This is a genomic window from Paraburkholderia phymatum STM815 (assembly GCF_000020045.1).
Taxonomy (GTDB): Bacteria; Pseudomonadota; Gammaproteobacteria; order Burkholderiales; family Burkholderiaceae; genus Paraburkholderia; species Paraburkholderia phymatum.
In genome coordinates this window covers 1229931-1253020 of record NC_010625.1, presented here as the reverse complement: position 1 = coordinate 1253020, position 23090 = coordinate 1229931, and the positions used below count along the sequence as shown (strand labels likewise).

The window sequence follows — 23090 nt, the reverse complement described above, 5'->3', positions numbered from 1 at the left end:
AATGTTTCCTTGACCTTCGAAAGCGGTCCGATAGGCCGCTACGGCATTGTCTCGCTGCTCCCGATGCTGAAGCTGATCGGCGCGTTCTATCTTCACCGCGTTTCTGTTCGTGGCGGTGGTCATCGGGCTCGTTGCGCGTCTATGCGGGTTCAGTCTCTGGCGCTTCCTTGCCTATATCCGCGACGAGCTTCTGATCGTGCTCGACACATCGACGTCGGACGCGGCCTTGCCGCCCCGAATGCAGGGCGTTGACCAACATCGTGGGCAATGGCGTGGCGACGATTGTGGTATCGGCGTGGGAAGGCGGGCTCGATCGAACGAAGCTCGAGATGGGGTTGGTTTCCGGCGAGCGAATTGCCGGTGGCACTGCCGTAAGCCGGCCATGAAGGACATTCGAGATGTCGCGCCCAAGGGCGGAAGGGCACTCGAAAGCGGACGTGGGTGATCCCACGACAAAGCCGGCAGGAATCTTCTGCTGACTTCCATGTCTGGGAATTCGCCCACCTCAAATGTGCGTTTCCCGACATATCTGACGACCGAGCCGCCATGCGGTATGGTGACCAGCTTCCCGGGCAGATCGTCCGGCCCGTTGACGACGTTCTGGATTTGCTCGACGGTCAGCTTCGTTGTCAACTGTGCGGTGTAGAACGCGACAAATGCTACACCCACAAACATCCACAGGGCAGCGGGCATTCGGGCGAGCCAATGAGGCGGAGGCTGCAATCTATTTCCCTGCTGACGCAGCGCTCGGCAAAGCGAAACCGGGTGGCGCTTTAGACCACGGGTAGCCCTTCAGGGCCATGTTGTAGGCTGTGTAATATAGTGCCCGCATGTATTCGGTATCGAACTCTTCCTCGTGGGGCGCTTGAAAGCTCGACGGGATGAACGCAAGGTTGAAATCAACACCATCACGATTCGCCGTCGCGTAGATGCGATAAAGGTCGCCGACGCCCTGGCTTTGGATCATCGATTCGACCGCGCGAGAGGCGATCCTCATCGTGGCGCGCTGCACCTGCATCCAGTCCGAATCGAGTCGCGCGTTGCGAATAATATAGAGTTTGCGTTCGCGAATGACGCCGAGCGCACTCGCCTCCTCTGCCACGCGGAGTGTGGCTGGGTATGCAAATACTTGTGCCACTACGCCGCCATCAACGTGCATTTCCTGGTAGCGCTTTCCACCGACTTCCACGTCAATCATCATTGGAGGAAAAGCGCCTGGAATCGAAGTCGAAGCGATCAGAACCTTTACAAACAGGTCCAATGCCGCAGGACCGCCGTAGGTTGCAATCTTGCCCATATCCCAGATGACGCCGCGGCGTGAATCGAGGTCCGTCGTGCCAACCAACAGCATGCGGCCTTTGGCATACTCAGCAGCAATCTCCTTGAGAAGGTCCTCAGTCACGAATTTTCGGGTCAGCGCTAGAAGCGGTCGATTGTCTGCCATCGCGTCGCTTAACACGCCTCCGAGCAGGCTGCGCTTTTCCAGCACGTCATTTGGCGAAATCGTCGTGTAGACCTGCTTTAGCGTCGCGTCATATTTCTCTCCGAGAAATGCGAAAGGCGCAATAAGTGCGCCCGTGCTTATACCGGTCACGAGCTTGAACTCCGGTCTTGTTCCTGTTTCAGTCCATGCATTCAATAAGCCCGCAGCGAAGGCGCCGTTGTCACCACCACCCGAAATCGCAAGGAATACCGCCGGTCTAAACGGGCCCGTGTGCCCATGCCGCGCGAGGTAATCCTGTTCCCTTTTTAACGCCTCAAAAGCCGCTTGGGTCAGTTCTGGGGCATCGGCGAAGACAACGTAGCGGACGCCGGGCATGCCAGGTATTTCAGCCCTACCCGTTATTTCGTGTGGGACCGCTGGCAGGCGCCCAGGCGTAGTTGTGCACCCTTGCAGGCCGAGCACGATGACCGCGAACAGCCCGAGGATAGTGGAGTCTATGTTCAGCCTGTTGACGACGAGAGTCTTGACCAACACCTCGAAAAATTTCTTCATGGTTCGGCCTCCTCGCCTCGGAACCCGCTTGAGCAAGACCGCGCGTCTTGTTGCATCGCGCCCAAGTTCCGCCCGGCTCCCTGTCAGTCGATGCTAGGCAGCGTCAGGATTGGCCGGTTGATCCAAGTCAACTGACTTAGAGAGGCCCGCAAAGTGCTCTTGGACGAATGCTATCGGCATTTCCAATGCAATGGCCGAAACCGAACGCTAAAGAGCCACCGCTGGTACGGTAAGCGATTGGCAGCAAAGGGTCCGCGAAGGGGCGTCCGGCGTCCCCGGGTGACAGTCATTTGCCCGCTTGCGTGTGCTCGTAGCAGACGAGCGTTTGTTCGATGCAGTGCTGACGGACGTGCAGATGCCCGACGTCGACGGACTCGAAGCGACGCGGCTGATTCGCGCGCACGGCCGCTTCGCGGCGCTGCCGATCGTCGCGATGACGGCGAACGCGACCCGTGCGGACCGCGAAGCGTGTCTCGCGGCGGGCATGAACGACCACGTCGGCAAGCCGATCGACGTCAAGCATCTGGTCAACGTGCTGCTCGCCCAGACGCGTGCGATTGCATCACCCGTCGCAATGGAAGCGCTCGCCGCAGACGAAGCCGCGGCGAGCGAACTGCTCGAAAGAAAAGAGTCGATTGTCAGGCGCTTTGGCGGCAGCGAGGATCTGATTCGCCGTACGCGTCAATCGACTCGCGAATTTGCAGCGCGCTTTCGTTTTCCCAGCTCTGCGCGCCCCGCGCTGGGCGAGTGCGGCGGCGGCCTCGACGTATGCACAGTTACCGCGCATACGTGGATGGACTTTGCTTTGTATCTGTTCGGACCGCTACTGGCTTTTGCCGTTCTAGCCAGCGACCTCTTCTGGTTCATTTGTTTGTGGAACCGCGTCAACCATCTCATGCCCTCTCGCGCGGCATCGTCTGCAGCGTCTCGACGATCTCGCGCATCAGCGCCTTGCGGTCGTCCGACGCGCGCTGCACCATGCCCACCGTGCGCAGCGTAGGCGGGCTGGATATCGGGATTACGCGCAGCAAGGGGTCGCTGAGCCAGTTGCCGCGTATCAGCAGCGGCAACACCGCGACGCCCACCTTCTCGCGCACGAGCGCGACGATCGTCTCGATCGAATTGAGTTCGAGATATTCGTTCACCACCAGACCCGCTTTCTGCAACGCCTGTTCGACCACCTGCCCGGTGCGCACGCGCCGGTCGAAGCGCAGAAAACCGTGGCTGCGCAGTATCCGCTGCGGGTCGTTATCGACGACATCCCGGCCGACGACGAGCATCATCTGCTCGGTATAGAGCGTGGTCCACTTGAGCGTGTCGGGAAGCGTCTCGTCCGCGCGCGCGACCACGGCGGCGACGTCCACTTCGCCCGCCTCCACCATGTTCGCGAGTTCGTCGGAGCGCGCCGACAGCAGCCGCACGTCGAGCCGTGGATGCGCCGCCTTCAGCCGCGCGACGGCGAGCGACAGCGCACCGATCACCGACACCACCGCACCGATTGTCACGGGCCCCTCCATCGCGTCCATCGGCTTCGCTTCCAGCTCGGCGAGCAGGTCGAGAATCTGCTCGACCTTCGGCCAGATCGTGTGGCCATGCTGCGTCAGCGTGATCTGCCGCCCTCGCCGGTCGAAGAGCTGACGCCCCAAGGCTTCTTCGAGTCCGCGCATCTGCAGGCTGACCGCGGCTTGCGTCAGCGCGACTTTGTCGGCGGCGGCCGAGAACGAGCCGGTGCGCGCAACGGCTTTGAAGGTCTTCAGCATGCGAAGCGTCGGCATGGGCAGGTCCTGGTTCCGAGCCGTTATCGACTCATGAGAAAAACTTAAGCATCGAAAAGAAAGTTTAATATTTTTTGTACGAGACGCGCCATTATGATCATTCGATGACGATCTGAAAGGACGAGCAAACGATGCGGAGCAACCAGGCATGACCGGTGCAGAACGCCGGCCGGTTCTCGATGTACGAGGCTTCTCATTGAAGTTTTCGAACTCGCCCGATGTGCCCAATGTCGTCGACAACGTCTCGTTCCCGGTGCATGCCGGCGAGACCTTGTGCATGGTTGGCGAGTCGGGTTGCGGAAAGAGCGTCACGTCGCTGGCGCTGATGGGACTGCTCGCAAGTCCGCCCGCGCGACGGGTCGGGGGCACGGCGCATTTCGAAGGGCAGGATCTGTTCGCACTGTCGGAACGCGAACTGGCTGACATTCGCGGCAACCGCATGTCGATGATCTTTCAGGAGCCGATGACCTCGCTCAATCCCGCCTACACGATCGGCGAGCAGATTGGGGAGAGCATCCGGCGGCATCGCGGCATGCCGCGCGCGCAGGCGCGTGAAGAAGCGCTGAAGATGCTGCGCCTCGTCCATATTCCCGCACCGGAAACGCGGCTCGATGCGTTTGCGCATCAACTGTCGGGCGGCATGCGTCAGCGCGTGATGATCGCGATGGCGCTTGCGAACAGCCCGCGTCTGCTGATCGCCGACGAACCCACCACCGCGCTCGACGTGACCATTCAGGCACAGGTGCTGTCGCTGGTGCGCACACTGCAGGCGGAAACGGGCACGGCGATGCTGCTGATCACGCACGATCTCGGCGTGGTCGCCGAAGTCGCGGATCATGTCGCCGTGATGTATGCGGGCAGGATCGTCGAATACGGCACGGTCGCCGATCTGTTCGACGATCCGCAGCATCCGTACACGATCGGCCTGATGGGCGCGATCCCGTCCGTCGGCAAGCGCGAAGGTGCGCTCGCGACGATCCGCGGCTCGGTGCCATCGCCCGAACAGATGCCGCGCGGCTGCCGTTTCGCGCCGCGCTGCCCGTTCGCGAAGCAGCGCTGCATCGACGAGGCGCCGCCCGATCGCACGCTGTCGGGCGAGCATCGCGTCGCGTGCTGGCTGGCGCCCGTCGAACAGCTCGCCGAGCCCATGCAGCAGAAGGTCACGACATGAAGCCGAACATCCTCGAAGCGAGCGCGCTGACCAAGCGCTTCGGCGGCGACCGTCAGATGTTCGCGCGCACGCCGACCGTGCACGCCGTCAATGATGTGTCGTTCGCGGTGCAGACGGGCGAGACGTTTGCGATCGTCGGCGAGTCGGGTTGCGGCAAGTCGACGCTCGGCCGTCTGCTGCTGCGCCTGATCGACGCGACGCGAGGCCGCGTGATCTATCAGGGCGAAGACATCACGCACTGGCAGGGCGCGCAACTGCGCCGGCTGCGCCGCGAGATGCAGATCATCTTTCAGGATCCGTTTGCATCGCTCAATCCAGGCATGACGATCGGCCAGATCATCGGCGAGCCGGTGGCGTTTCACGGTCTTGCACGCAACGCGTCGGAGCGCCGCGAGCGTGTCGCGCGGCTCCTGACCAAGGTCGGCCTGCAACCCGCGTACGCGGAGCGTTATCCGCACGAGTTCTCGGGCGGGCAGCGGCAGCGCATCGGCATCGCGCGGGCACTGGCCGGCGAGCCGAAGCTGATCGTGGGTGATGAGCCCGTGTCCGCGCTCGACGTCTCCGTGCAGGCGCAGGTGATCAATTTGCTCGAATCGCTGAAAGCCGAACTCGGCCTCACGCTCGTCATGGTTGCGCACGACCTCGCTGTGATCCGTCACATGAGCGACCGCGTCGCGGTGATGTACCTCGGCGAAATCGTCGAACTGGCACCCGTCGACGCATTGTTCGATACGCCGCTGCATCCGTACACACAGGCGCTGTTGCGCGCGATTCCCGCCAGCAGCCCGCACCAGAGGCGCACGAAGCCGGCGTTGCAAGGCGATCTGCCGAGTCCGACCGCGCCGCCGCCAGGCTGCCGCTTTCACACGCGCTGTCCGCACGCGAAGCCGCGCTGTTCGCAGGAACGCCCGCTGGCCGAAGCGCTGCCGGGCGGACGCCAGGTGGCCTGTCATTTCTGGCGCGACGTGCAGAACGCGGGCAGCAGCGCGCCGCTCGTCGCGAGCGTCAGCGCGAAGCTCAACGAACGCCTCGCGCTTTACCGCGACAGACAGGCGCAGCGTTGAACGCCGCGAACGCGAAAACGAACCGTTAGCTCAATTTCTGATGGCAACCCGAACGTCAACAAGGACACACGCATGCGAAGAATGTTGATTGCCGCAGCGCTCGCATTGAGCGCATCCGCCGCGATGGCCCAGACCACCATCCGCATTGGCTTGCAGGACGATATCGGTTCGCTCGATCCAGCGCGCAGCGTGCAGTTCGTCGACCGGATCGTGTTTGCGTCGTTGTGCAATTCGCTCGTCGACGTGACGCCGGACCTGAAAATCGTGCCGATGCTCGCCACTTCGTGGACGACGAGCGCCGACGGCAAGAGCATGACTTTCAAGCTGCGCCAGGGCGTGAAGTTCCAGAACGACGAGCCGTTCAACGCGGCCGCCGTGAAGGCGAATCTCGACCGCTACCGCAGCCTGCCGACCAGCAACCGCAAAAGCGAACTGTCGTCGATCGATCACGTCGATGCGGTCGACGACAGCACCGTGACGATTGTGTTGAAGCAGCCGGACGCCGCGCTGCTCGCCACGCTGTCCGACCGCGCGGGCATGATGCTGGCGCCGAAAACGCTCGCCGACCCGGCGGGTGTCGCGTCGCACCCGGTCTGCTCGGGACCGTACAAGTTCGTGCAGCGCGTGCAGAACGATCGTGTCGTACTCGAGAAGTTCGCCGGCTATTGGGACGCCGACAAGTACCCTATTCAGCGCGTGGTCTTCCAGCCGATCCCCGACAGCACCGTGCGTCTTGCAAACCTGCGTTCAGGCTCGCTCGACATGCTCGAACGACTCGCGCCTTCCGATGTCGCGTCCGTGAAGAGCGACGCGAATCTGCAGTTCAAGCCGGTGACGGGGCTTGGCTTCTACTATGTGACGTTCAACATCAACAACGGTCCGCGCGGCAACGGTCCGCTCAAGGACAAGCGCGTGCGTCAGGCGTTCGAGCTGTCGATCGATCGCGATGCAATCGACCAGGTGATCGGCGCGGGCATCTTCACGCCGGCCAATCAGGGCATTCCCAAATCGAGCCCGTACTACAACGCATCGCTGCCGACCACCAGACGCGACGTCGTGAAAGCGAAGGCGCTGCTGAAGGCGTCGGGCTATGAGCATCCGACCATCGAGTTCGCGTATCCGAACAACACGGTCGCGAGCCAGATCACGCAGATGCTGCAGGCGATGCTCGGCGAATCCGGCATCACGCTCAAGCTGCGCCCGAGCGACTATGCGACGGAACTGAATGCCGGACATAGCGGCGATTTCGAGGCGATGTACACGGGCTGGTCGGGCCGCGTCGATCCGGACGGCAATCTGCATCAGTTCAACACCTGTTCGGGCAACCTGAACTACGCGCACTACTGCAACCAGCAGGTCGACTCTTTGCTCGACGGCGCGCGCACGAAACTCACTCCGGCCGCGCGCAAGGCGGACTACGACGCGGCCGGCAAGATCCTCGCCGACGACGATCCCATCGTCTATATCTACGCGCAGCCGTGGCCGTTCGTGCTGTCGAAGAAGGTCCAGGGCTTCACGCCGTTCGCCGACGGCCTCGTGCGTCTGCGCGGCGTATCGGTCAAGGGTTGAGCGTCATGCTGCGGATCATCGCGAATCGCATGCTGGTGGCCGTGCCGACGCTGATTCTGGTGTCGATGCTGATCTTCGGCCTGCAGAAGCTGCTGCCGGGCGACCCGGTGCTGGCGATGGCAGGCGAGGATCAGGACGCGCAGGTCATTGCGACGCTGCGCGTGAAGTACCACCTCGATCAGCCTGTGCCGACGCAGTACGCGCTGTGGATTCGCGACGTCGCGCACGGCGACCTCGGCGCGTCGCTGCGTACGGACGTGCCCGTGCGCTCGCTGATCGCGCAGAAGCTGCCCGTCACGATTCAGCTCGCGGTGATGGCGATGATTCTCGCAATCGGCATCGGCATACCGGCCGGCGTGATTTCGGCGGCGAGCCGCGGCGGACCGCTCGACTACGCGGCGAATATCTTCGCGCTGTCGGGCATGTCCATTCCGAATTTCTGGCTCGGCATCATGCTGATCTTCATCGTGTCGGTGCGCTGGCATTTGCTGCCGTCGTCGGGATACGTGTCGCCGGGCGAGGACTTCTGGCTCAGCATCAAGACGATGCTGATGCCCGCGTTCGTGCTCGGCGCCGCGCTGGGCGCGCAACTGATGCGGCACACGCGCAGCGCGATGCTCGGCGTCTTGCGCACCGACTACATCCGCACTGCGCGCGCGAAGGGGCTGTTGCGCGGCGCGGTAGTCGTCAAGCATGCGTTGCGCAATGCGCTGATTCCCATCGTCACCGTGCTCGCGCTGTTGTTCGGCGAACTGCTTGCGGGCGCCGTGCTCACCGAGCAGGTGTTCACGATTCCCGGCTTCGGCAAGCTGGTCGTCGATGCGGTTTTCAACCGCGACTATCCCGTCGTGCAAGGCGTCGTGCTCGTCACCGCGCTCGCGTTCATCGTGGTGAATCTGGGCGCCGACGTGCTGTATATCCTGCTCAATCCCCGACTGAGGCGCAGTTGATGGCTACTCCACTCGATGCCCGCTCCGTCACGTCCGCGGGCGCCTTGCCGCGCCGCAAGCGCCGCGGGCTCGTGCGCTTCGTGCGCAACCGGGCTGCTGTGTTCGGTGCGTTTCTGGTTGCGCTGGTCGTCGTGATGGCCGTATTTGCGCCGTGGCTCACGCAGTACGACCCCGTGCAGGCGAGCTTCATGACCGTGCGTCAGGCGCCGTCGGCTGCACACTGGTTCGGCACCGACGAACTCGGCCGCGACGTCTTGAGCCGGCTGCTTTACGGCGCGCGCGCGTCGCTGCTGGCGGGCGTCGTGTCGGTGGGCATTGCCGTGGTGCTCGGCGTGCCGCTCGGCTTGTTGGCCGGTTATTTCGGCAAGCTCGTCGACGGCGTGATCTCGCGTATCGCCGATGCGCTGCTGTCCATTCCGTTCCTGATTCTCGCGATCGCGCTGAGCGCATTCCTCGGGCCGAGCCTGACGAACGCGATGGCCGCGATCGGCATTTCGGCGATGCCGCGTTTCATCCGCCTCACGCGTGGGCAGGCGATCAGCGTCAAGGCCGAAGAGTATGTGGAAGGCGCGCGCGCCATCGGTCTCGACCATGCGCGCATCATTCTGCGTTACATTCTGCCGAATGTGCTGCCGCCCATCATCGTGCAGGCCAGTCTCACGGTGGCGAGTGCCATCATTGCCGAAGCCAGCCTGTCGTTCCTCGGACTCGGGCAATTACCGCCCGCGCCTTCGTGGGGGGCGATGCTCAACACGGCCAAAGACTTCGTCAGCCAGGCGCCGTGGATGTCGATTTTTCCCGGCATCGCGATCTTCCTGGCTGTGCTCGGCTTCAACCTGCTCGGCGACGGTCTGCGTGACGCACTCGATCCGCGCGAGTCCTGATTCTTTCCATGACCTTGCCGCGATGGCATCGTCGAACATCAGAGTGACAACATGACTAGCTTCAACTGGCAAAATCCTTATCCGACAGTGCGCATGCCCGTGTTCGCGCGCAACGTCGTGTCGACTTCGCAGCCACTCGCCGCGCAGGCCGGTCTGCGCATGCTGTGGAAAGGCGGCAATGCCGTCGATGCGGCGATCGCCGCGGCCGCCGCGATCACCGTCGTCGAGCCGGTGTCGAACGGTCTCGGCAGCGATGCGTTCGCGCTCGTGTGGGACGGCCAGAGGCTGCATGGGCTGAACGCGTCGGGTGTCGCGCCCGCCGCATGGAACGTCGATTACTTCAAGCGCAAATACGGCGAGAACAACGGCGTCGCGATCCAACCCGTGCGAGGCGCGGACACCGTAACGGTGCCGGGCGCGATCGCGGGCTGGGAAGCGTTGCACAAGAAGTTCGGCTCGCTGCCGTTCGCGGACCTGATGGAGCCCGCCATCGAAATCGCCGGGCGCGGTCATGCCGTTGCGAGCGTCGTCGCGCGCAAGTGGGCGGCTGCCGTGCCGGAGTTGAAGAACCAGCCGGGTTTCGCCGATGCATTCATGCCGCACGGCCGCGGGCCCGAAGTCGGCGAACTGATCAGAATGCCGGGCCACGCGAAGACGCTGCGGCTGCTCGCTGAAAAAGGCCCGCGCGCATACTACGAAGGGGAAATCGCCGAGCGGATCGCGGCGTTCTCGCGCGAATGCGGCGGCGCGATGACGCTCGACGATCTGCGCAGCTATCAGCCCGACTGGGTCGAGCCGATCGGCAAAAATTATCGCGGCTACACGGTGCACGAGATTCCGCCGAACGGGCAGGGCATAGCAGCGCTGATCGCGCTTGGCATTCTCGAGCAGTTCGATATGGCTTCGATGAAGGTCGACGGGATCGAATCGCAGCATCTGCAGATCGAAGCGATGAAGCTCGCGTTCGCGGACGTCTATCGCTACGTGGCCGATCCGCGCTCGATGGAAGTCACGCCCGAGCAGATGCTCGACGATGCGTACCTGAAGTCACGAGCGAAGCTGATCGACGCGAAGCGCGCGACGCATTTCGGTTTTGGCATGCCGAAAGCGGGCGGCACGATCTATCTGTCGGCGGCTGACGAGCGCGGCATGATGGTCAGCTTCATCCAGTCGAACTACATGGGCTTCGGCTCCGGCTGCGTTGTGCCCGATTTCGGCATTTCGCTGCAAAACCGGGGTTGCGGTTTTTCGATGGACCCGACATCGCCGAACGTCGTCGAGGGCGGCAAGCGGCCGTTCCACACCATCATTCCTGCGTTTCTCACGCAGCAGGTGGAGGGCCGGCAGGAGGCGGTGATGAGCTTCGGCGTGATGGGCGGCGACATGCAGCCGCAAGGGCATCTGCAGACGGTGGTGCGCATGCTCGACTACGGTCAGCAGCCGCAGGCCGCGTGCGACGCACCACGCTGGAAGGTCAACCGCGATTTCACGATCGACGTCGAAGCGACGCTCGACCGGGACACTGCGCAGCAACTCGAAGGTCTCGGCCATACGATCAAGTCGATCTACGATCCCTATATGGATTTCGGCTCAGGTCAGTTCATCTGGAAGCTGGACCGCGATGAGCCCGATCGGGGTTATGTCGCAGCGAGCGATAGCCGGCGCGACGGCCTCGCGGCGGGGTTCTGAACGAAGCGATCTTGCGCGCGACGCAAGGGGCGCGGCACGCGAGCGCCCGCGCCGCTCATTCGGGAAGCGTGCCTTCGCCGTCCTTGCGTTCGACGCGCAGCGCGGCTTTTTCGACCGCGAGCCAGTATTCGCGTATCGCGCGCATCCGTTTCCGGTCTGCATGGACGGACGCAATCGCGGTTTTCACGCGAGCCTTGAGCACGGTCGCGTGTGCGTGATTCAGCACACTATCGGCGAGACCTTCGAGCAATGCGTGGTCGTAGTCGGTGGTGTCGCTGTTCGTGCCTTCCGTCATCAGCAGCACGGGCACGCCTTCCAGGCGAGACTCTTTCTTTAACGCCGCGCACAGTTGCATGCCGTTGGTGTCGGGCGATACGGCGTCGACGAGAATCACGGTCGGCGGGCAAAGAAAAGTAGGTGCCGCCGCGCACAGGGGCAACGCCAGCAGACCAAAGACATTACGCGGATGCCAGCAAGAAAACAACGAACGAGCACGTGGAAAACACACCGCGAGTAATAAGCCAGCAATTTTTACCCGCATACGATTGCCCGCCAGAAACACACGGAAAGCCGATCCCGTCTAAAATCGCACGCCGGAACAACCCGCCTTGAAGAGACACCAAAGGAACACCTCACCGTGTGGCATTTCCCCACCGCCATCCCCGCATCGTTAGGCCCTTGGGCCGTCTTCCTCAGCGTGTTGATCACGCAACTCGGCGTGCCCGTGCCCGCCGCGCCGATGCTGATGCTCGCCGGGACGATGGCCGCAATGGGGCAGGTCTCGTATGCCGCCGTGTTCGGCGCGGCCGTCGGCGCGACGCTGCTGGCCAATTCGCTATGGTTCTTCGTCGGTCGCGTGCGCGGCCGGCGCCTTCTCAACGGGCTCGTACGTTTTTCCCTGTCGCTCGATACGACACTGCGCATGGCACGCGGTGTCTTCGAACGGCACGGCGCGCCGATTCTCACGCTCGCCAAGTTTCTGCCCGGCCTCGGCCTGATTTCCGCGCCGCTGCTCGGCACGACAGCCATCGCACCCGGCGTGTTCCTGCTGTGGGACGCCGTCGGCGCGTCGTTGTGGACGGGCGCGTATCTGATCGGCGGCGCTGCGCTGCATGACGAGATCGTGCAGGCGATGCTGCTCGTCCGCCACAACGGCGGCACCATCTTCGACGCGTTCGCCGCGATCTGCGTGACGGTGCTGCTGTATCGCTGGGTGCGTCGCACGCAGTTTCGCCGCTGGCTCGCGAAAATGCGCATCAGCCCCGACCAGCTCGACACCATGATGCGTTCCGACGCGCCGCCGCTGATCTTCGACGCAAGACCGCGCAGCGTGCGCGAAAAAGAGGCCTACCGTATCGCCGGCGCCTATCCGCTCGACCTCGACTCGCCGGAGAAACTCGACGCCACGCTACTCGCGCATCCCATCGTCGTGTATTGCGTGTGTCCGAGCGAAGCGACGGCTAAACGCATCATCGGGCAACTGCACCGCAAGGGCATTCATCACGCGCGCGCACTGAAGGGCGGGCTCGACGCATGGGAAAAGCGCGGCTATCCCGTCGAACCGCTACCTGCCGACTTCTACACGTCCGTCGAACGGCTCGGCATCGAAGTGCCGGAAGGCGAGTACACCGTGCGCGCCACGATGCCGGGTTAATTTCCGGCGCAACATCCACGAGCCATCGCGATTTGGCGCGGCCGTTCGCAAGGCGGCTGTTGCTGCAATATCTCCCCATGCGCGGGGCCTTTTCCACGCGCCGCCAAACCTGCCGGAAGCCCCATCCGGCAAGGCGTTGAGCGCCGTGACATGGCGTGAAATAACTTCTGCATAGCCTGTAACGGCCGTCATCTCTACAGTGCACACATCGGATGCGATGCACTGATCCCAATCCCACCGCAGACGATACCTCCCGCCACAAACCGTTATGGCATCGTCATGGAAAACCTCACACAACTCGTTCTCTTCGGAACAGCCTTCGTTGTCGTCGCATCGTTCATCGAAGCGGTCGTTCTCACCCGCAAGAGCCGCAATTCGGCCGCGCCGTTCGCGTGGTACGAAGTCTGGATTTCGCTCTTCGATCTCGTCGCGCGCCGGCTGCTCGCGCTGCTGCCGCTCTCGCTCGCGACACCCGTGTTCAATCTCGCGTGGGACCATCGCCTGTTCACCGTGCAGATCAATAGCGCGCTGATGGTGTTCGCGCTCTTCATCGGACAGGAGTTCTGCTATTACTGGTATCACCGCGTATCGCACCGCGTGCGCTTCTTCTGGGCGACGCATGCTGTGCATCATTCGCCGAACCAGCTGACGCTGTCCACTGCGTACCGTCTCGGCGTGACGGGCAAACTGACCGGCTCGGCAATGTTCTTCGCGCCCCTCGTGTTCCTCGGCGTGCGCCCCGAAGTCGTGCTGACCACGCTCTACATCAATCTGCTGTACCAGTTCTGGCTGCATACGACATGGGTGCCGAAGCTCGGCTGGCTCGAATATGTGTTCAATACGCCGTCCGCCCACCGTGTGCACCATGCGTCGAACGTCGACTATCTGGATGCGAACTACGGCGGCGTGCTGATCGTTTTCGACCGGCTATTCGGCACCTACATCGAAGAGCGCGCCGACGAACCCTGCCGCTACGGTCTCGTCACGCCGACTACCTCGCGTAATCCGTTCGTCGTCGAATTCGAGCACTGGGCTACGCTGATCCGCGATGTCTTGACGGCGAAGAGTGTGTGGATCGCGATCAACCACGTGATCCAGCCGCCCGGATGGCTGCCGAACGGCGGCGGCGAAACGACGGAAGAACTGCGCAGCAAGGGCAAGGCGATGCGTGGCGAGTGCGCGACCGTCGACGGCTGATGCACGGGCAATAACCAGAAGCAGGGCGCGCATGAAATTGCGCGCCCTGCCGGCTTTCCAAATGTCGTTTGACGCTTTCTTTTAGTTATTCATTCTGGATATCCAAGCGCTGCTTTCAGTGGCATTGGCGCCCGCGCACTTCCCAGCACGCCGCGGGCCAATGGAGTAGTCTATCGACCTGACGTTCATACTCGCATCGCAGAGTGCGAGTGCGAGTGCGAGTGCGAGTGCGAGTGCGCTGCATCATCCAACGATCCATCAACGAGGCCAACATGGAATATCGTCACCTGGGCGCGTCAGGATTCAAGGTGCCCGTACTCAGTTTCGGCACGGGAACGTTCGGCGGCAAAGGCGAATTCTTTCAGGCGTGGGGCGCAACTGACGTCGCGGAAGCGCGCAAGCTCATCGACATTTGCCTCGATGCCGGTGTCACGCTGTTCGACAGCGCCGACATCTATTCGAATGGCGCATCGGAATCGATCCTTGGCGAGGCGCTCAAGGGCCGCCGCGAAAAAACCATCATCTCGACCAAGGCCACATTTCGTTTCGATGAAAACGATCCGAATAGCGTGGGTTCGTCGCGATTCCATTTGATCAAGGCTGTCGATGCAGCGCTCGAGCGCTTGCAAACCGACTATATCGATCTGTTCCAGTTGCATGGCTTCGATGCAAAAACACCTGTCGAAGAAACACTGTCGACGCTGAACGATCTCGTGCGCGCGGGCAAGATCCGCTATACGGGTGTGTCGAATTTCTCGGGCTGGCATCTGCAAAAATCACTCGACGTCGCGCAGCGTTATGGCTATCCGCGTTACGTCGCTAACCAGACTTACTATTCGCTGATTGGCCGGGACTACGAATGGGAACTGATGCCGCTCGGCATTGACCAGGGAGTAGGGGCCGTCGTGTGGAGCCCGCTCGGTTGGGGCCGCCTGACGGGCAAGATTCGTCGCGGCCAGCCGCTGCCGGATCAGAGCCGTCTGCACAAGACGGCCGACATGGGGCCGCCCGTTCCCGACGAGTATCTGTATCGCGTCGTCGATGCACTCGACGCGATCGCTGAAGAAACGGGCAAGACAATTCCGCAGATCGCGTTGAACTGGCTGCTGCAGCGGCCAACGGTTTCGACAGTGCTGATCGGCGCGCGCAACGAGCAGCAGTTGCGTCAGAACCTGGGTGCAGTAGGCTGGAACCTGACGGCGGAGCAGGTCGCGAAGCTCGATGAAGCAAGCAAGGTCCGGCCCGTCTATCCATACTGGCATCAGGAAGGCTTTGCGGAGCGCAATCCGTTCCCGGTTTAGAAGAACCGGAACCGGCGAGCAGCGCACACAAGGCGGTTGAATGAAGGACGACGCTGCGGGTTCGGCATGAAACGCGGCGCGCGTCTTTCGATCTGGTTGTACGGCAATGTATGAGGGGGCGCTCGAACGTCACGAAGCGGACGCGAGCGGTGCATCGAATGGTCATGAGCGAGGCCAGCTATGCCGACAGTGCTGCTTGTGGACGATGACGTTGAGACGCTGGACGCGTGGCAAGGCGTGTGCGAGTCGCACGGTTACGACACCTGCATGGCGGAGGACGGGCGGGCGGCGCTCGACCTCCTGCACAAGCGGGAAGTCGATATCGTGGTTGCCGACTGGCGCATGCCCGTGATGTCAGGCAGCGTGCTGTGCCATCACGTTCGTAACGAACGCGATCTCGCGGAGATTGTATTCATCCTCGTGTCGGGCGAGCCGAGTCCACCCGCATTCGTCTATTACGACGGCTTTTTGCGCAAGCCGCTCGATCCTTCCGAACTGCTGACAGCAATGGATCGGCTGCTGCTCGAACGCGCCGCCGATGGGCGCCGCAGACGGCCCTGATCGAGCGCGCCATGTATTTGAAAGATGTCGATAAACCAGGAGCCCACGCGTTTATTTTCTATTGCGCACTTCGACACGAGATGTTTTTGTCGACTCTATGATGAATCCGCTGCGTTGAGTCAGGCGCAATTCCGGTTGCCAAACCATCGCCTGCTCTTTTATGATCGCGCGCCCGAAATTGCGCGCTCGCCGATCGATTCTTGGCAGCATCATCACGGAGCCAGACAACATGAAGAAATCCTTACTCGCCCTCGCACTCCTTGGCGCTTTCACTGTTTCAGCGCATGCGCAAAGCAGCGTCACGCTCTACGGCCTGATCGACACCGGCCTGGTGTACACCAACAACCAGATGGGTCACAGCAACTGGCAACTGCTGAGCAGCTCGACGCAGAACACCGTATTCGGCCTTAAGGGAACGGAAGATCTTGGCGGCGGCCTGCATGCCGTGTTCAAGATCGAACAGGGCTTCCTGCTCAACAACGGCGCGCAGGCATTCGCCGGCGACGCCTTCGGTTCGCAGGCGTGGGTCGGTCTGCAAAGCGACCCGTATGGCACGCTGACGTTCGGTCGCCAGTTCGACGTGATGAACGACCTCGTCGGCCCGCTGACGGCGGAGTTCAACACGTGGGGCGGAAGCATGGCCGCGCATCCGTTCGAGAACGACAACCTGGCGGCGAACTCCGTCGTCGTGAACAACACGGTCAAGTACACCAGCCCGACGTATCGCGGCGTGACATTCGCAACGATGTACGGCTTCAGCAACAAGGCGGGTGACTTCGCGAACAATCGCTCGTATGGCTTCGGCCTGTCGTATGCGATGGGGCCGCTCAATCTGGCGGCGGGGTACCTGCAATTCAACAACGCGGGCAATAGCAGCGGCGCGATCACGTCGTCCGATGCGAGCGCGAACTTCATCGCGGAACGTCAGCGCATATGGTCGCTCGGCGGCAACTACACCTTCGGCCCGGCGACCGTCGGCCTTGTATGGAGTCATACGCAGATCGACAATGCGTCGGGCGTGTTCTCGTTCGGCACAGGTACTTATCTCGGCGCGAACGATTCTTCGGCGGGCACGCTGGCCGGTTCGCTGCGCCTCGACAATTACGAGGTGAACGCGAAGTACGCGCTCACGCCGGCATTGAGCGTGTCGGGCGCGTACACGTACACGCATGGCGCGTACAACGGCTCGGCGCCGGGCTGGAATACGGCGATGCTGCAAACGGATTACGCGGTCAGCAAGCGCACTGACTTCTACCTCGAAGGCGTGTATCAGAATGTGCATGGCGCACCGGCTGATTCGGTGCTGTCGCACGCAATGATCAATACGCTGTCGCCTTCGTCGACGGATTCGCAAGTGGCCGTGACAGTCGGCATGCGCCACACATTCTGACGTGTAACGTAGCGGGAGCAGACGCATGGCTTGCAATGCGCGCGTCTTGCCCGGCGACTAAGCGTTCGTGTCCCTTATCCCGTCCCTGCCGGGGCGTCCGTGGCACACTTCAGTTTTGCCGCCTTTTGCCCGCCACGCCTTCACTGTTTCCGTCTGATGGAAACGACCAGGGAACGATCTCATGGACGCCGACGCCCTCGCATTCGACCAGCTTCGCTCGCGCCTGCAAAAAATCGCATACCGGATGCTCGGCTCGGTCGCCGAAGCGGAAGACATCGTGCAGGACGTCTGGCTGCGCTGGCATTCGGCTGATCGCACAAGCATCGACAACGCCGAGGCATGGCTCGTGTCCGTGACGACGCGCATGTCCATCGACCGCTTGCGGGCCGCGAAAGTCGAGCGCGAACACTACGCAGGCATCTGGCTGCCTGAGCCGGAAATCACGGATTCTCCCGTCACGCCGGAAGAAGTGACGGAGCGCGCGGACGACGTCTCCGTGGCGTTTCTGATGCTGCTCGAGCGGCTTACGCCGGAAGCGCGTGCGGCGTTCCTGCTGCGCGAAGTCTTCGACGCTGACTACGACGAAGTCGCCGATGCGATCGGCAAGACGCAAGCCGCGTGCCGTCAGCTGGTGAGCCGCGCCAAGGCGCAATTGCGCGACGAGCGCCCGCGCCGTGCGGTGCCGCGCGAGACACATCGCCAGTTGTTGCAGAGCTTTGCACAGGCACTGGAACGCGCGGACTTCCATGCGATTAGCGCATTCCTCGCGGAAGACGCGATCCTGATCGGGGACGGCGGCGGCAAGGTGACGAGCCTGCCGAAACCGGTGGTAGGCGGGCGGCGCATCGCGCAGCTGTTCTACGCGGCGTTGCGCCGCTACCCCGGCGGGGTTCATATCAGGCTTGTGACGCTCAACGGCCGGCCGGCGTTCCTGCGCTATATCGAAGGGCAGCTCGAATCCGCGCAATCGTTCGAAACGGACGGCGAGCGTATCGTCGAAATCCATGTGCAACGCAATCCCGACAAGCTCGCGCGTATCGCCGCTGCATACGGCGCGCTCTGAGCAACGATACGGCGGCTCACGGCATTGGTGCCTGAAAGGCAACACCGTGAGCCCGTCCGTATGTCTACCGCGATGCGCCTCGCGACCCTACGATGACTTCCGTGCGGCTCATCGCCGTGAACGGCATCCGTCTGCACGGATGACTCTGTCATTGTCGCCAGGAGAAATCATGACTCAGCGTATCAACTACTTTCAGCAATCGCCGGAGTTGTGCAAGAAGTTTGTGGAGTTCAGCACGCTGCTGAACGACTGCACTATCGAAGAACCGATTCGCGATCTGGTCAATATCCGCGCATCGCAAATCAATGGCTGCGGTTTTTGCCTCGACATGCACGTGAAGGAAGCGCGCATCCACGGCGAGCGGGAACTGCGCCTGCATCACGTGGCGGTCTGGCGCGAGTCGACGCTGTTCTCGCCGCGCGAGCGAGCCGCGCTAGCGTGGACGGAGGTGCTGACGACGCTTCCCGAGCACGGTGTGCCCGACGAGATCTACGAGCGCGTGCGCGGCCAGTTCTCCGAGAAGGAACTGTCGGACCTGACGTTCGAAGTGATGGCCATCAACGGCTGGAACCGTGCGAACGTCGCATTCCGCACGGTGCCAGGTTCGTCCGATAAGGCATTCGGCCTCGACAAGGCAAACCTCGCCTGAGTCGACGCGTGTTTCTTTGTGAGGAGCGCGTCATGTTTCGATTGAAGAGAATAGCCGTGTCCGTGCTCCTTGCAACGGGCGCGTTGACGGGCCAGGCCTCGGCCGCGGCACCCGAAGCGATTGTCACTCCCGTGATGACCCAGCCGCTGGAGGACTACCCGGGCAAGGAAGCGCTGATGATCGCGGTCGAGTATCCGCCCGGCGCGGTGGACCCGGTGCATCGTCATAATGCACACGGCTTTATCTACGTGCTGGAAGGCACGATCGTGATGCAGGTGAAGGGCGGCAAGGAAGTTACGCTGAAGCCGGGGCAGTCCTTCTATGAAGGTCCGGACGATGTGCACACGGTCGGACGCAACGCGAGCAAGACGAAACCGGCAAAGTTTCTCGTGCTCCTGCTGAAGGACAAGGGCGCGCCCGTTCTGGTGCCCGAGAAGTGAGGCCAGCAGGCGTTCGCACGAGGTTCGGCGGAAAAAACCGCGGACGCACGTCACAAACAGAAGCGCTCAAACGTCTAGTCACATAGGGACTTCAATTTTTGCGCTTCCATGTCAGATTACGCACCGCGCCGCTCCGTCACTGGCGCCGACGATCCGATTGCGAGCACGTTCGCAACGAGTTTCGCCGGCGTCGTCTCCTTTATTGCCGTTGCCAACGAGGGCAGCTTCGCGAGAGCGGGCGATCGCCTCGGCATCGGGCGCTCGTCCGTCAGCCGGAACGTGCAGAAGCTCGAGGCGCAGCTCGATACGCGCCTCTTTCTGCGCACCACCCGCAGCACGTCGCTGACACGCGAGGGCGAACTGTTCTTTGAGAATTGCCAGGCGGGCGTGGAGCGCATCGTCCAGGCGCTCGAAGAAATGCGTGAACTGCGCAGCGGTCCGCCCCGTGGACGACTGCGCATTTACTCGACCCCAGGCTTCGGGCGCAAGATCGTGGCGCCGCTGCTGCGCGGCTTCCACGCGCAGTATCCCGACATCGCACTCGAGCTGCTGCTCAACGATCGTCCCGCGGACTTCACCGCCGACCGTATCGACGTGTCGTTTCGCGAAGGACGCATGGAAGACAGCGAGATCGTCGCGCGTCAACTGATACCGATGCAGATGATCGTGTGCGCAGCGCCATCGTACGTTCAGGCGCATGGCTTGCCGCGCCACGTCGACGAACTTGCCCATCATGGCTGCATCAATTTCCGCACGGCGTCGGGACGCTTGAAGGAATGGGAGTTCAGGGTCGATGGACTGCCGCTGAGGCACCATCCACACGCCTCACACACGTTCAACGATCCCGATCTGATCTTGCAGTCGGTGCTCGATGGACAAGGCCTCGCGCAATTGCCGGGCTACCAGGTGTGCGATCTGCTGGGCGAGGGACGGCTCGTGAGTTGTCTCACGCAGTATGCGCCCGACGACAGCGGCCACTACATCTGCTATCTGAGCCGCAAGCATTTGCCCGCGCGCATTCGCGTGTTCGTCGACTATATGACTGAGCACACGCGAGCGCTCGATCTGCATCGCCTGACTACGCTTGACGCTTTATCTACGGAAAACGAGAGCGTATCAGTCTGATAGGGGCGGCGTGGCGCTTGCGACGGGACAGGCAGCAGGCGTCGGGCGATCGAACAGCGCGGCGACGCCACACGCTGATGTCAGCATCCGCCGCCCGTCGTGTCCGACGCGCACGAACTGCGCACCCGCCGAATGCCCGACGACCATCACCGTCGACAACGCAGGATAAAGCTGACGATTGCCGAAGTGTTCGAGCAGCGCATCGAGTGCGGAGAACGAACTGACGGGCGACGGCCGGCGCGCAACAGCGCCTCCTTTCCAACCGCCTTCGGACCAGGCCAGCGTCGCGCGGCCCAGCGCGAAAACGTGCAGATCAAGCGTCGTCAGAAACTGCGGCGCGACGATCATGCTTTCGTTCGCGCGCGCGCCGGCTGCTGCGAGCATCTGCTTTCCGGCGGCGAAATAATCGAGCGCATTGCGCAACGTGCCGTGAATGATGATGAAGACGTGCGTTACGCTGGGTGCCGTACCGTCGATGCTGCGATCGGCGTAGAGTGGCAACGTGCCGTCGCCGTCCCGTGTGTGCATTGTCAACCGTTGATCGGCGACATGGACGACGGGCGCGTAGTGTCGCGACGGGTTCGGGGCGGCGGCGTGCGCACAGCGGGCTGTCGTCAGTGCGATCCATGGCGCGACGAATGACAGTCGGCTTGCCGGCTTCGAAATCATGTCGAAGATCCCCGAACGGTAGGGGTATGACACGTGCCGTGCGGTGGATTCCGTCGCTTGAGTCGACTTTCTTCGCGGTACGCAAATTGCTCATCGGTGATGCCGGGAATTCGCCACATTGCCGTTAAGCGACTCCGTTAATGCGAGGCCGATAATCTTCGCGGTCGCCAGACCGCCTGGGAGACGTCCATGAACCGCTCGCACCGCTTGCATTCCCCCTCAGGCAGTTTCCGGCACGTCGCCGTGCTCTGCGTCGTCGCGGCAATCTGCGTGTCCTGTAGTGGCGGAGGTTCTTCCAGCAGCACCAGCTCGAGCGGGACCAGCGCGCCGAGCGGCTCGGGTGGTTCAGGCGGCTCGGGTGGTTCAGGCGGCTCGGGTGGTTCGAGCGGCACGGGCGGGGGCGGCGCCTCTGCAATGTCGGTCGATGTGCTGACCTATCACAACGATCTGGGCCGCACTGGACAATACCTCGCTGAAACCACGCTGACGCCGTCCAACGTCAACGCTGCGTCGTTCGGCAAGGTGGCGTTCCTTTCCGTCGACGGCAAGGTCGATGCGCAACCTTTGTATGTCAGCAACGTGCCGGTGAGCGGTGCGGCGCACAACGTCGTCTACGTCGTGACCGAGCATGCGAGCGTGTACGCATTCGACGCCGACACCAACGCGCAGCTCTGGCAGCGGTCATTGCTCGGCGCGGGCGAAACGACGAGCGATCCGCGCAACTGTCAGCAGATTTCTCCCGAGATCGGCATCACGGCGACGCCCGTGATCGATCGAAGCCGCGGGTCGAACGGCGTGATGTACGCGGTCGCAATGAGCAAGGAAGCGAACGGCACGATTCATCAGCGTCTGCATGCCGTCGATCTCGCGACGGGCGCGGAATTGCTCGGCGGACCCGTCGATATCAGTGGCAGGTATCCGGGCAGCGGCGCGAACAGCAGCAACGGCGTGACCACCTTCGATCCGCAGCAGTATGCGGAGCGGCAGGCGCTGACGCTGGTGAACGGGAACGTGTACCTCGGATGGACGTCGCACTGCGATCAGGGCGTCTACGGCGGCTGGGTGATGGCCTACAACGCCGATACGCTCGCGCAGACGAGCGCGCTGAACCTGACGCCGAACGGCACAGGCGGCGCGGTATGGATGGGCGGCGGCGGCATGGCGTCGGACGGCACGTCGCTCTATCTGCTCGATGCGAACGGCACGTTCGACACGACGTTGAACGGGCAAGGTTTTCCATCGAATGGAAATTTCGGCAACGCTTTCATCAAGCTCGGAACCGCGGGGAGCCTTTCGGTCGCCGACTATTTCGCCACCTTCGACACCGTTGCGCAGTCCGCCAACGACGCCGACCTGGGTTCGGGCGCGGCGATCGTATTGCCCGATCTTGTCGACGGGAGCGGCGCGACCCGCCACCTCGCGCTCGGGTCGGGCAAGGATTCGAAAATCTATGTCGTCGATCGCGACAACATGGGCAAGTTCAACAGCGGCAGAAACGCGATCTGGCAGCAGATCGACAGCCAGTTGATCGGCGGCGTCTTCACCACGCCAGCGTTTTTCGGCAACGTCGTGTACTACGGCTCCGTCGGCGACAATCTGAAGGCATTTCCCGTCAGCGGTGCGCGTCTCGCCACGACACCCTCGTCGCAAAGCGCGGGCAAGTTCCCGTATCCGGGCACGACGCCGAGCATCTCGGCCAACGGTTCGCAGAACGCGATTGTGTGGGCGGCGGAAAACGGCACGACGGCCGCGCTGCATGCGTTCAACGCCGCCGATCTCGCGCAGGAGCTGTACAACAGCAATCAGTCGGGCTCGCGCGACACGTTCGGTGCCGGCAACAAGTACATCACGCCGATGATCGCGCATGGACACGTGTATGTCGGCACGACGAACGGCGTCGCAGTGTTCGGCTTGCTGAAGTAGACGCGGCAGCCGGGCGCGGT

General features: G+C 62.6%; 21 protein-coding genes and 3 pseudogenes. 18 read left to right on the top strand and 6 right to left on the bottom strand.

Going from position 1 to position 23090, the window contains the following annotated elements; genetic code table 11:
• Positions 1–30: 30 nt before the first annotated feature.
• A pseudogene (locus tag BPHY_RS40310) lies at positions 31–386 on the top strand (cation:dicarboxylate symporter family transporter); the annotation flags it as partial.
• 46 nt (positions 387–432) lie between these two features.
• Here BPHY_RS40310 and BPHY_RS44305 read toward each other — a convergent pair.
• Both BPHY_RS44305 and BPHY_RS33150 read right to left on the bottom strand, forming a co-directional pair.
• Positions 433–693: pseudogene (locus BPHY_RS44305) on the bottom strand (hypothetical protein); the annotation flags it as partial.
• A 31-nt stretch (positions 694–724) separates the two neighbouring features.
• Positions 725–1996, bottom strand: a complete 1272-nt coding sequence (locus BPHY_RS33150) for a patatin family protein (RefSeq protein ID WP_012405842.1) — start codon at positions 1994–1996, stop codon at positions 725–727.
• Between the two features lie 328 nt (positions 1997–2324).
• On the opposite strand from BPHY_RS33150, the pseudogene BPHY_RS44300 reads away from it, so the two are divergent.
• Positions 2325–2543, top strand: a pseudogene (locus tag BPHY_RS44300) (response regulator); the annotation flags it as partial.
• A gap of 346 nt (positions 2544–2889) precedes the next feature.
• Here the strand turns inward: BPHY_RS44300 and BPHY_RS33135 are convergent.
• The gene (locus BPHY_RS33135; RefSeq protein ID WP_012405841.1) at positions 2890–3771 is read right to left on the bottom strand and encodes a LysR family transcriptional regulator; all 882 of its coding nucleotides are present in this window, start codon (positions 3769–3771) and stop codon (positions 2890–2892) included.
• Between the two features lie 148 nt (positions 3772–3919).
• Here BPHY_RS33135 and BPHY_RS33130 point away from each other — a divergent pair, with 148 nt between their 5' ends.
• The 6 genes from BPHY_RS33130 (at position 3920) to BPHY_RS33105 (ending at position 11098) form a co-directional block, all read left to right on the top strand.
• Positions 3920–4942, top strand: coding sequence for an ABC transporter ATP-binding protein (locus tag BPHY_RS33130; RefSeq protein ID WP_012405840.1), 1023 nt, complete (start codon positions 3920–3922; stop codon positions 4940–4942).
• Positions 4939–6006 (top strand): ABC transporter ATP-binding protein, encoded by a 1068-nt coding sequence (locus BPHY_RS33125; RefSeq protein ID WP_012405839.1) that lies wholly within the window; start codon positions 4939–4941, stop codon positions 6004–6006. The genes BPHY_RS33130 and BPHY_RS33125 overlap by 4 nt, the downstream gene beginning before the upstream one ends.
• Before the next feature lie 72 nt (positions 6007–6078).
• Positions 6079–7575 (top strand): ABC transporter substrate-binding protein, encoded by a 1497-nt coding sequence (locus BPHY_RS33120; protein WP_012405838.1) that lies wholly within the window; start codon positions 6079–6081, stop codon positions 7573–7575.
• A 5-nt stretch (positions 7576–7580) separates the two neighbouring features.
• Complete coding sequence (locus BPHY_RS33115) at positions 7581–8525, top strand: ABC transporter permease (RefSeq protein WP_012405837.1); 945 nt, start codon at positions 7581–7583, stop codon at positions 8523–8525.
• Complete coding sequence (locus BPHY_RS33110) at positions 8525–9409, top strand: ABC transporter permease (protein ID WP_012405836.1); 885 nt, start codon at positions 8525–8527, stop codon at positions 9407–9409. Before BPHY_RS33115 ends, BPHY_RS33110 begins: the two co-directional genes overlap by 1 nt.
• A 51-nt stretch (positions 9410–9460) precedes the next feature.
• On the top strand, positions 9461–11098 hold the full coding sequence (locus BPHY_RS33105) for a gamma-glutamyltransferase family protein (RefSeq protein ID WP_012405835.1): 1638 nt from the start codon (positions 9461–9463) through the stop codon (positions 11096–11098).
• Positions 11099–11153: 55 nt separating this feature from the next.
• Here BPHY_RS33105 and BPHY_RS33100 read toward each other — a convergent pair whose 3' ends face one another.
• Positions 11154–11492, bottom strand: a complete 339-nt coding sequence (locus BPHY_RS33100; protein WP_244257802.1) for a PleD family two-component system response regulator — start codon at positions 11490–11492, stop codon at positions 11154–11156.
• Between the two features lie 243 nt (positions 11493–11735).
• Here BPHY_RS33100 and BPHY_RS33095 point away from each other — a divergent pair, with 243 nt between their 5' ends.
• The 4 genes from BPHY_RS33095 to BPHY_RS33080 all read left to right on the top strand — a co-directional run bounded on the left by BPHY_RS33095 (position 11736) and on the right by BPHY_RS33080 (position 15811).
• On the top strand, positions 11736–12752 hold the full coding sequence (locus BPHY_RS33095) for a VTT domain-containing protein (RefSeq protein WP_012405833.1): 1017 nt from the start codon (positions 11736–11738) through the stop codon (positions 12750–12752).
• Positions 12753–13031: 279 nt separating this feature from the next.
• The gene (locus BPHY_RS33090; protein ID WP_012405832.1) at positions 13032–13949 is read left to right on the top strand and encodes a sterol desaturase family protein; all 918 of its coding nucleotides are present in this window, start codon (positions 13032–13034) and stop codon (positions 13947–13949) included.
• A gap of 272 nt (positions 13950–14221) precedes the next feature.
• A complete protein-coding gene (locus BPHY_RS33085) occupies positions 14222–15250 on the top strand; it encodes an aldo/keto reductase (RefSeq protein WP_012405831.1) in 1029 nt (342 codons plus the stop codon).
• Positions 15251–15430: 180 nt separating this feature from the next.
• Positions 15431–15811 (top strand): response regulator, encoded by a 381-nt coding sequence (locus BPHY_RS33080; protein ID WP_012405830.1) that lies wholly within the window; start codon positions 15431–15433, stop codon positions 15809–15811.
• 51 nt (positions 15812–15862) lie between these two features.
• On the opposite strand, the gene BPHY_RS42165 is transcribed toward BPHY_RS33080, so the two are convergent.
• Positions 15863–16042 (bottom strand): hypothetical protein, encoded by a 180-nt coding sequence (locus BPHY_RS42165; protein WP_157686884.1) that lies wholly within the window; start codon positions 16040–16042, stop codon positions 15863–15865.
• Here BPHY_RS42165 and BPHY_RS33075 point away from each other — a divergent pair.
• From BPHY_RS33075 to BPHY_RS33055, 5 genes are all read left to right on the top strand, one after another.
• Complete coding sequence (locus tag BPHY_RS33075; RefSeq protein WP_012405829.1) at positions 16041–17201, top strand: porin; 1161 nt, start codon at positions 16041–16043, stop codon at positions 17199–17201. The genes BPHY_RS42165 and BPHY_RS33075 overlap by 2 nt on opposite strands.
• Positions 17202–17382: 181 nt before the next feature.
• Positions 17383–18264 (top strand): RNA polymerase sigma-70 factor, encoded by an 882-nt coding sequence (locus BPHY_RS33070; RefSeq protein ID WP_012405828.1) that lies wholly within the window; start codon positions 17383–17385, stop codon positions 18262–18264.
• Positions 18265–18433: 169 nt separating this feature from the next.
• The gene (locus BPHY_RS33065) at positions 18434–18913 is read left to right on the top strand and encodes a carboxymuconolactone decarboxylase family protein (RefSeq protein WP_012405827.1); all 480 of its coding nucleotides are present in this window, start codon (positions 18434–18436) and stop codon (positions 18911–18913) included.
• 32 nt (positions 18914–18945) lie between these two features.
• Positions 18946–19353: a cupin domain-containing protein gene (locus BPHY_RS33060; RefSeq protein ID WP_012405826.1), complete on the top strand. Its 408-nt coding sequence runs from the start codon at positions 18946–18948 to the stop codon at positions 19351–19353.
• A gap of 108 nt (positions 19354–19461) precedes the next feature.
• On the top strand, positions 19462–20478 hold the full coding sequence (locus BPHY_RS33055) for a LysR family transcriptional regulator (protein WP_012405825.1): 1017 nt from the start codon (positions 19462–19464) through the stop codon (positions 20476–20478).
• Here the strand turns inward: BPHY_RS33055 and BPHY_RS33050 are convergent.
• Entirely contained in the window at positions 20470–21147 is a 678-nt protein-coding gene (locus tag BPHY_RS33050; RefSeq protein ID WP_012405824.1) for a hypothetical protein, read from the bottom strand. The two genes, BPHY_RS33055 and BPHY_RS33050, sit on opposite strands and share 9 nt — an antisense overlap.
• A 189-nt stretch (positions 21148–21336) precedes the next feature.
• On the opposite strand from BPHY_RS33050, the gene BPHY_RS33045 reads away from it, so the two are divergent.
• Entirely contained in the window at positions 21337–23070 is a 1734-nt protein-coding gene (locus BPHY_RS33045) for a PQQ-binding-like beta-propeller repeat protein (protein ID WP_012405823.1), read from the top strand.
• Positions 23071–23090: the final 20 nt, after the last annotated feature.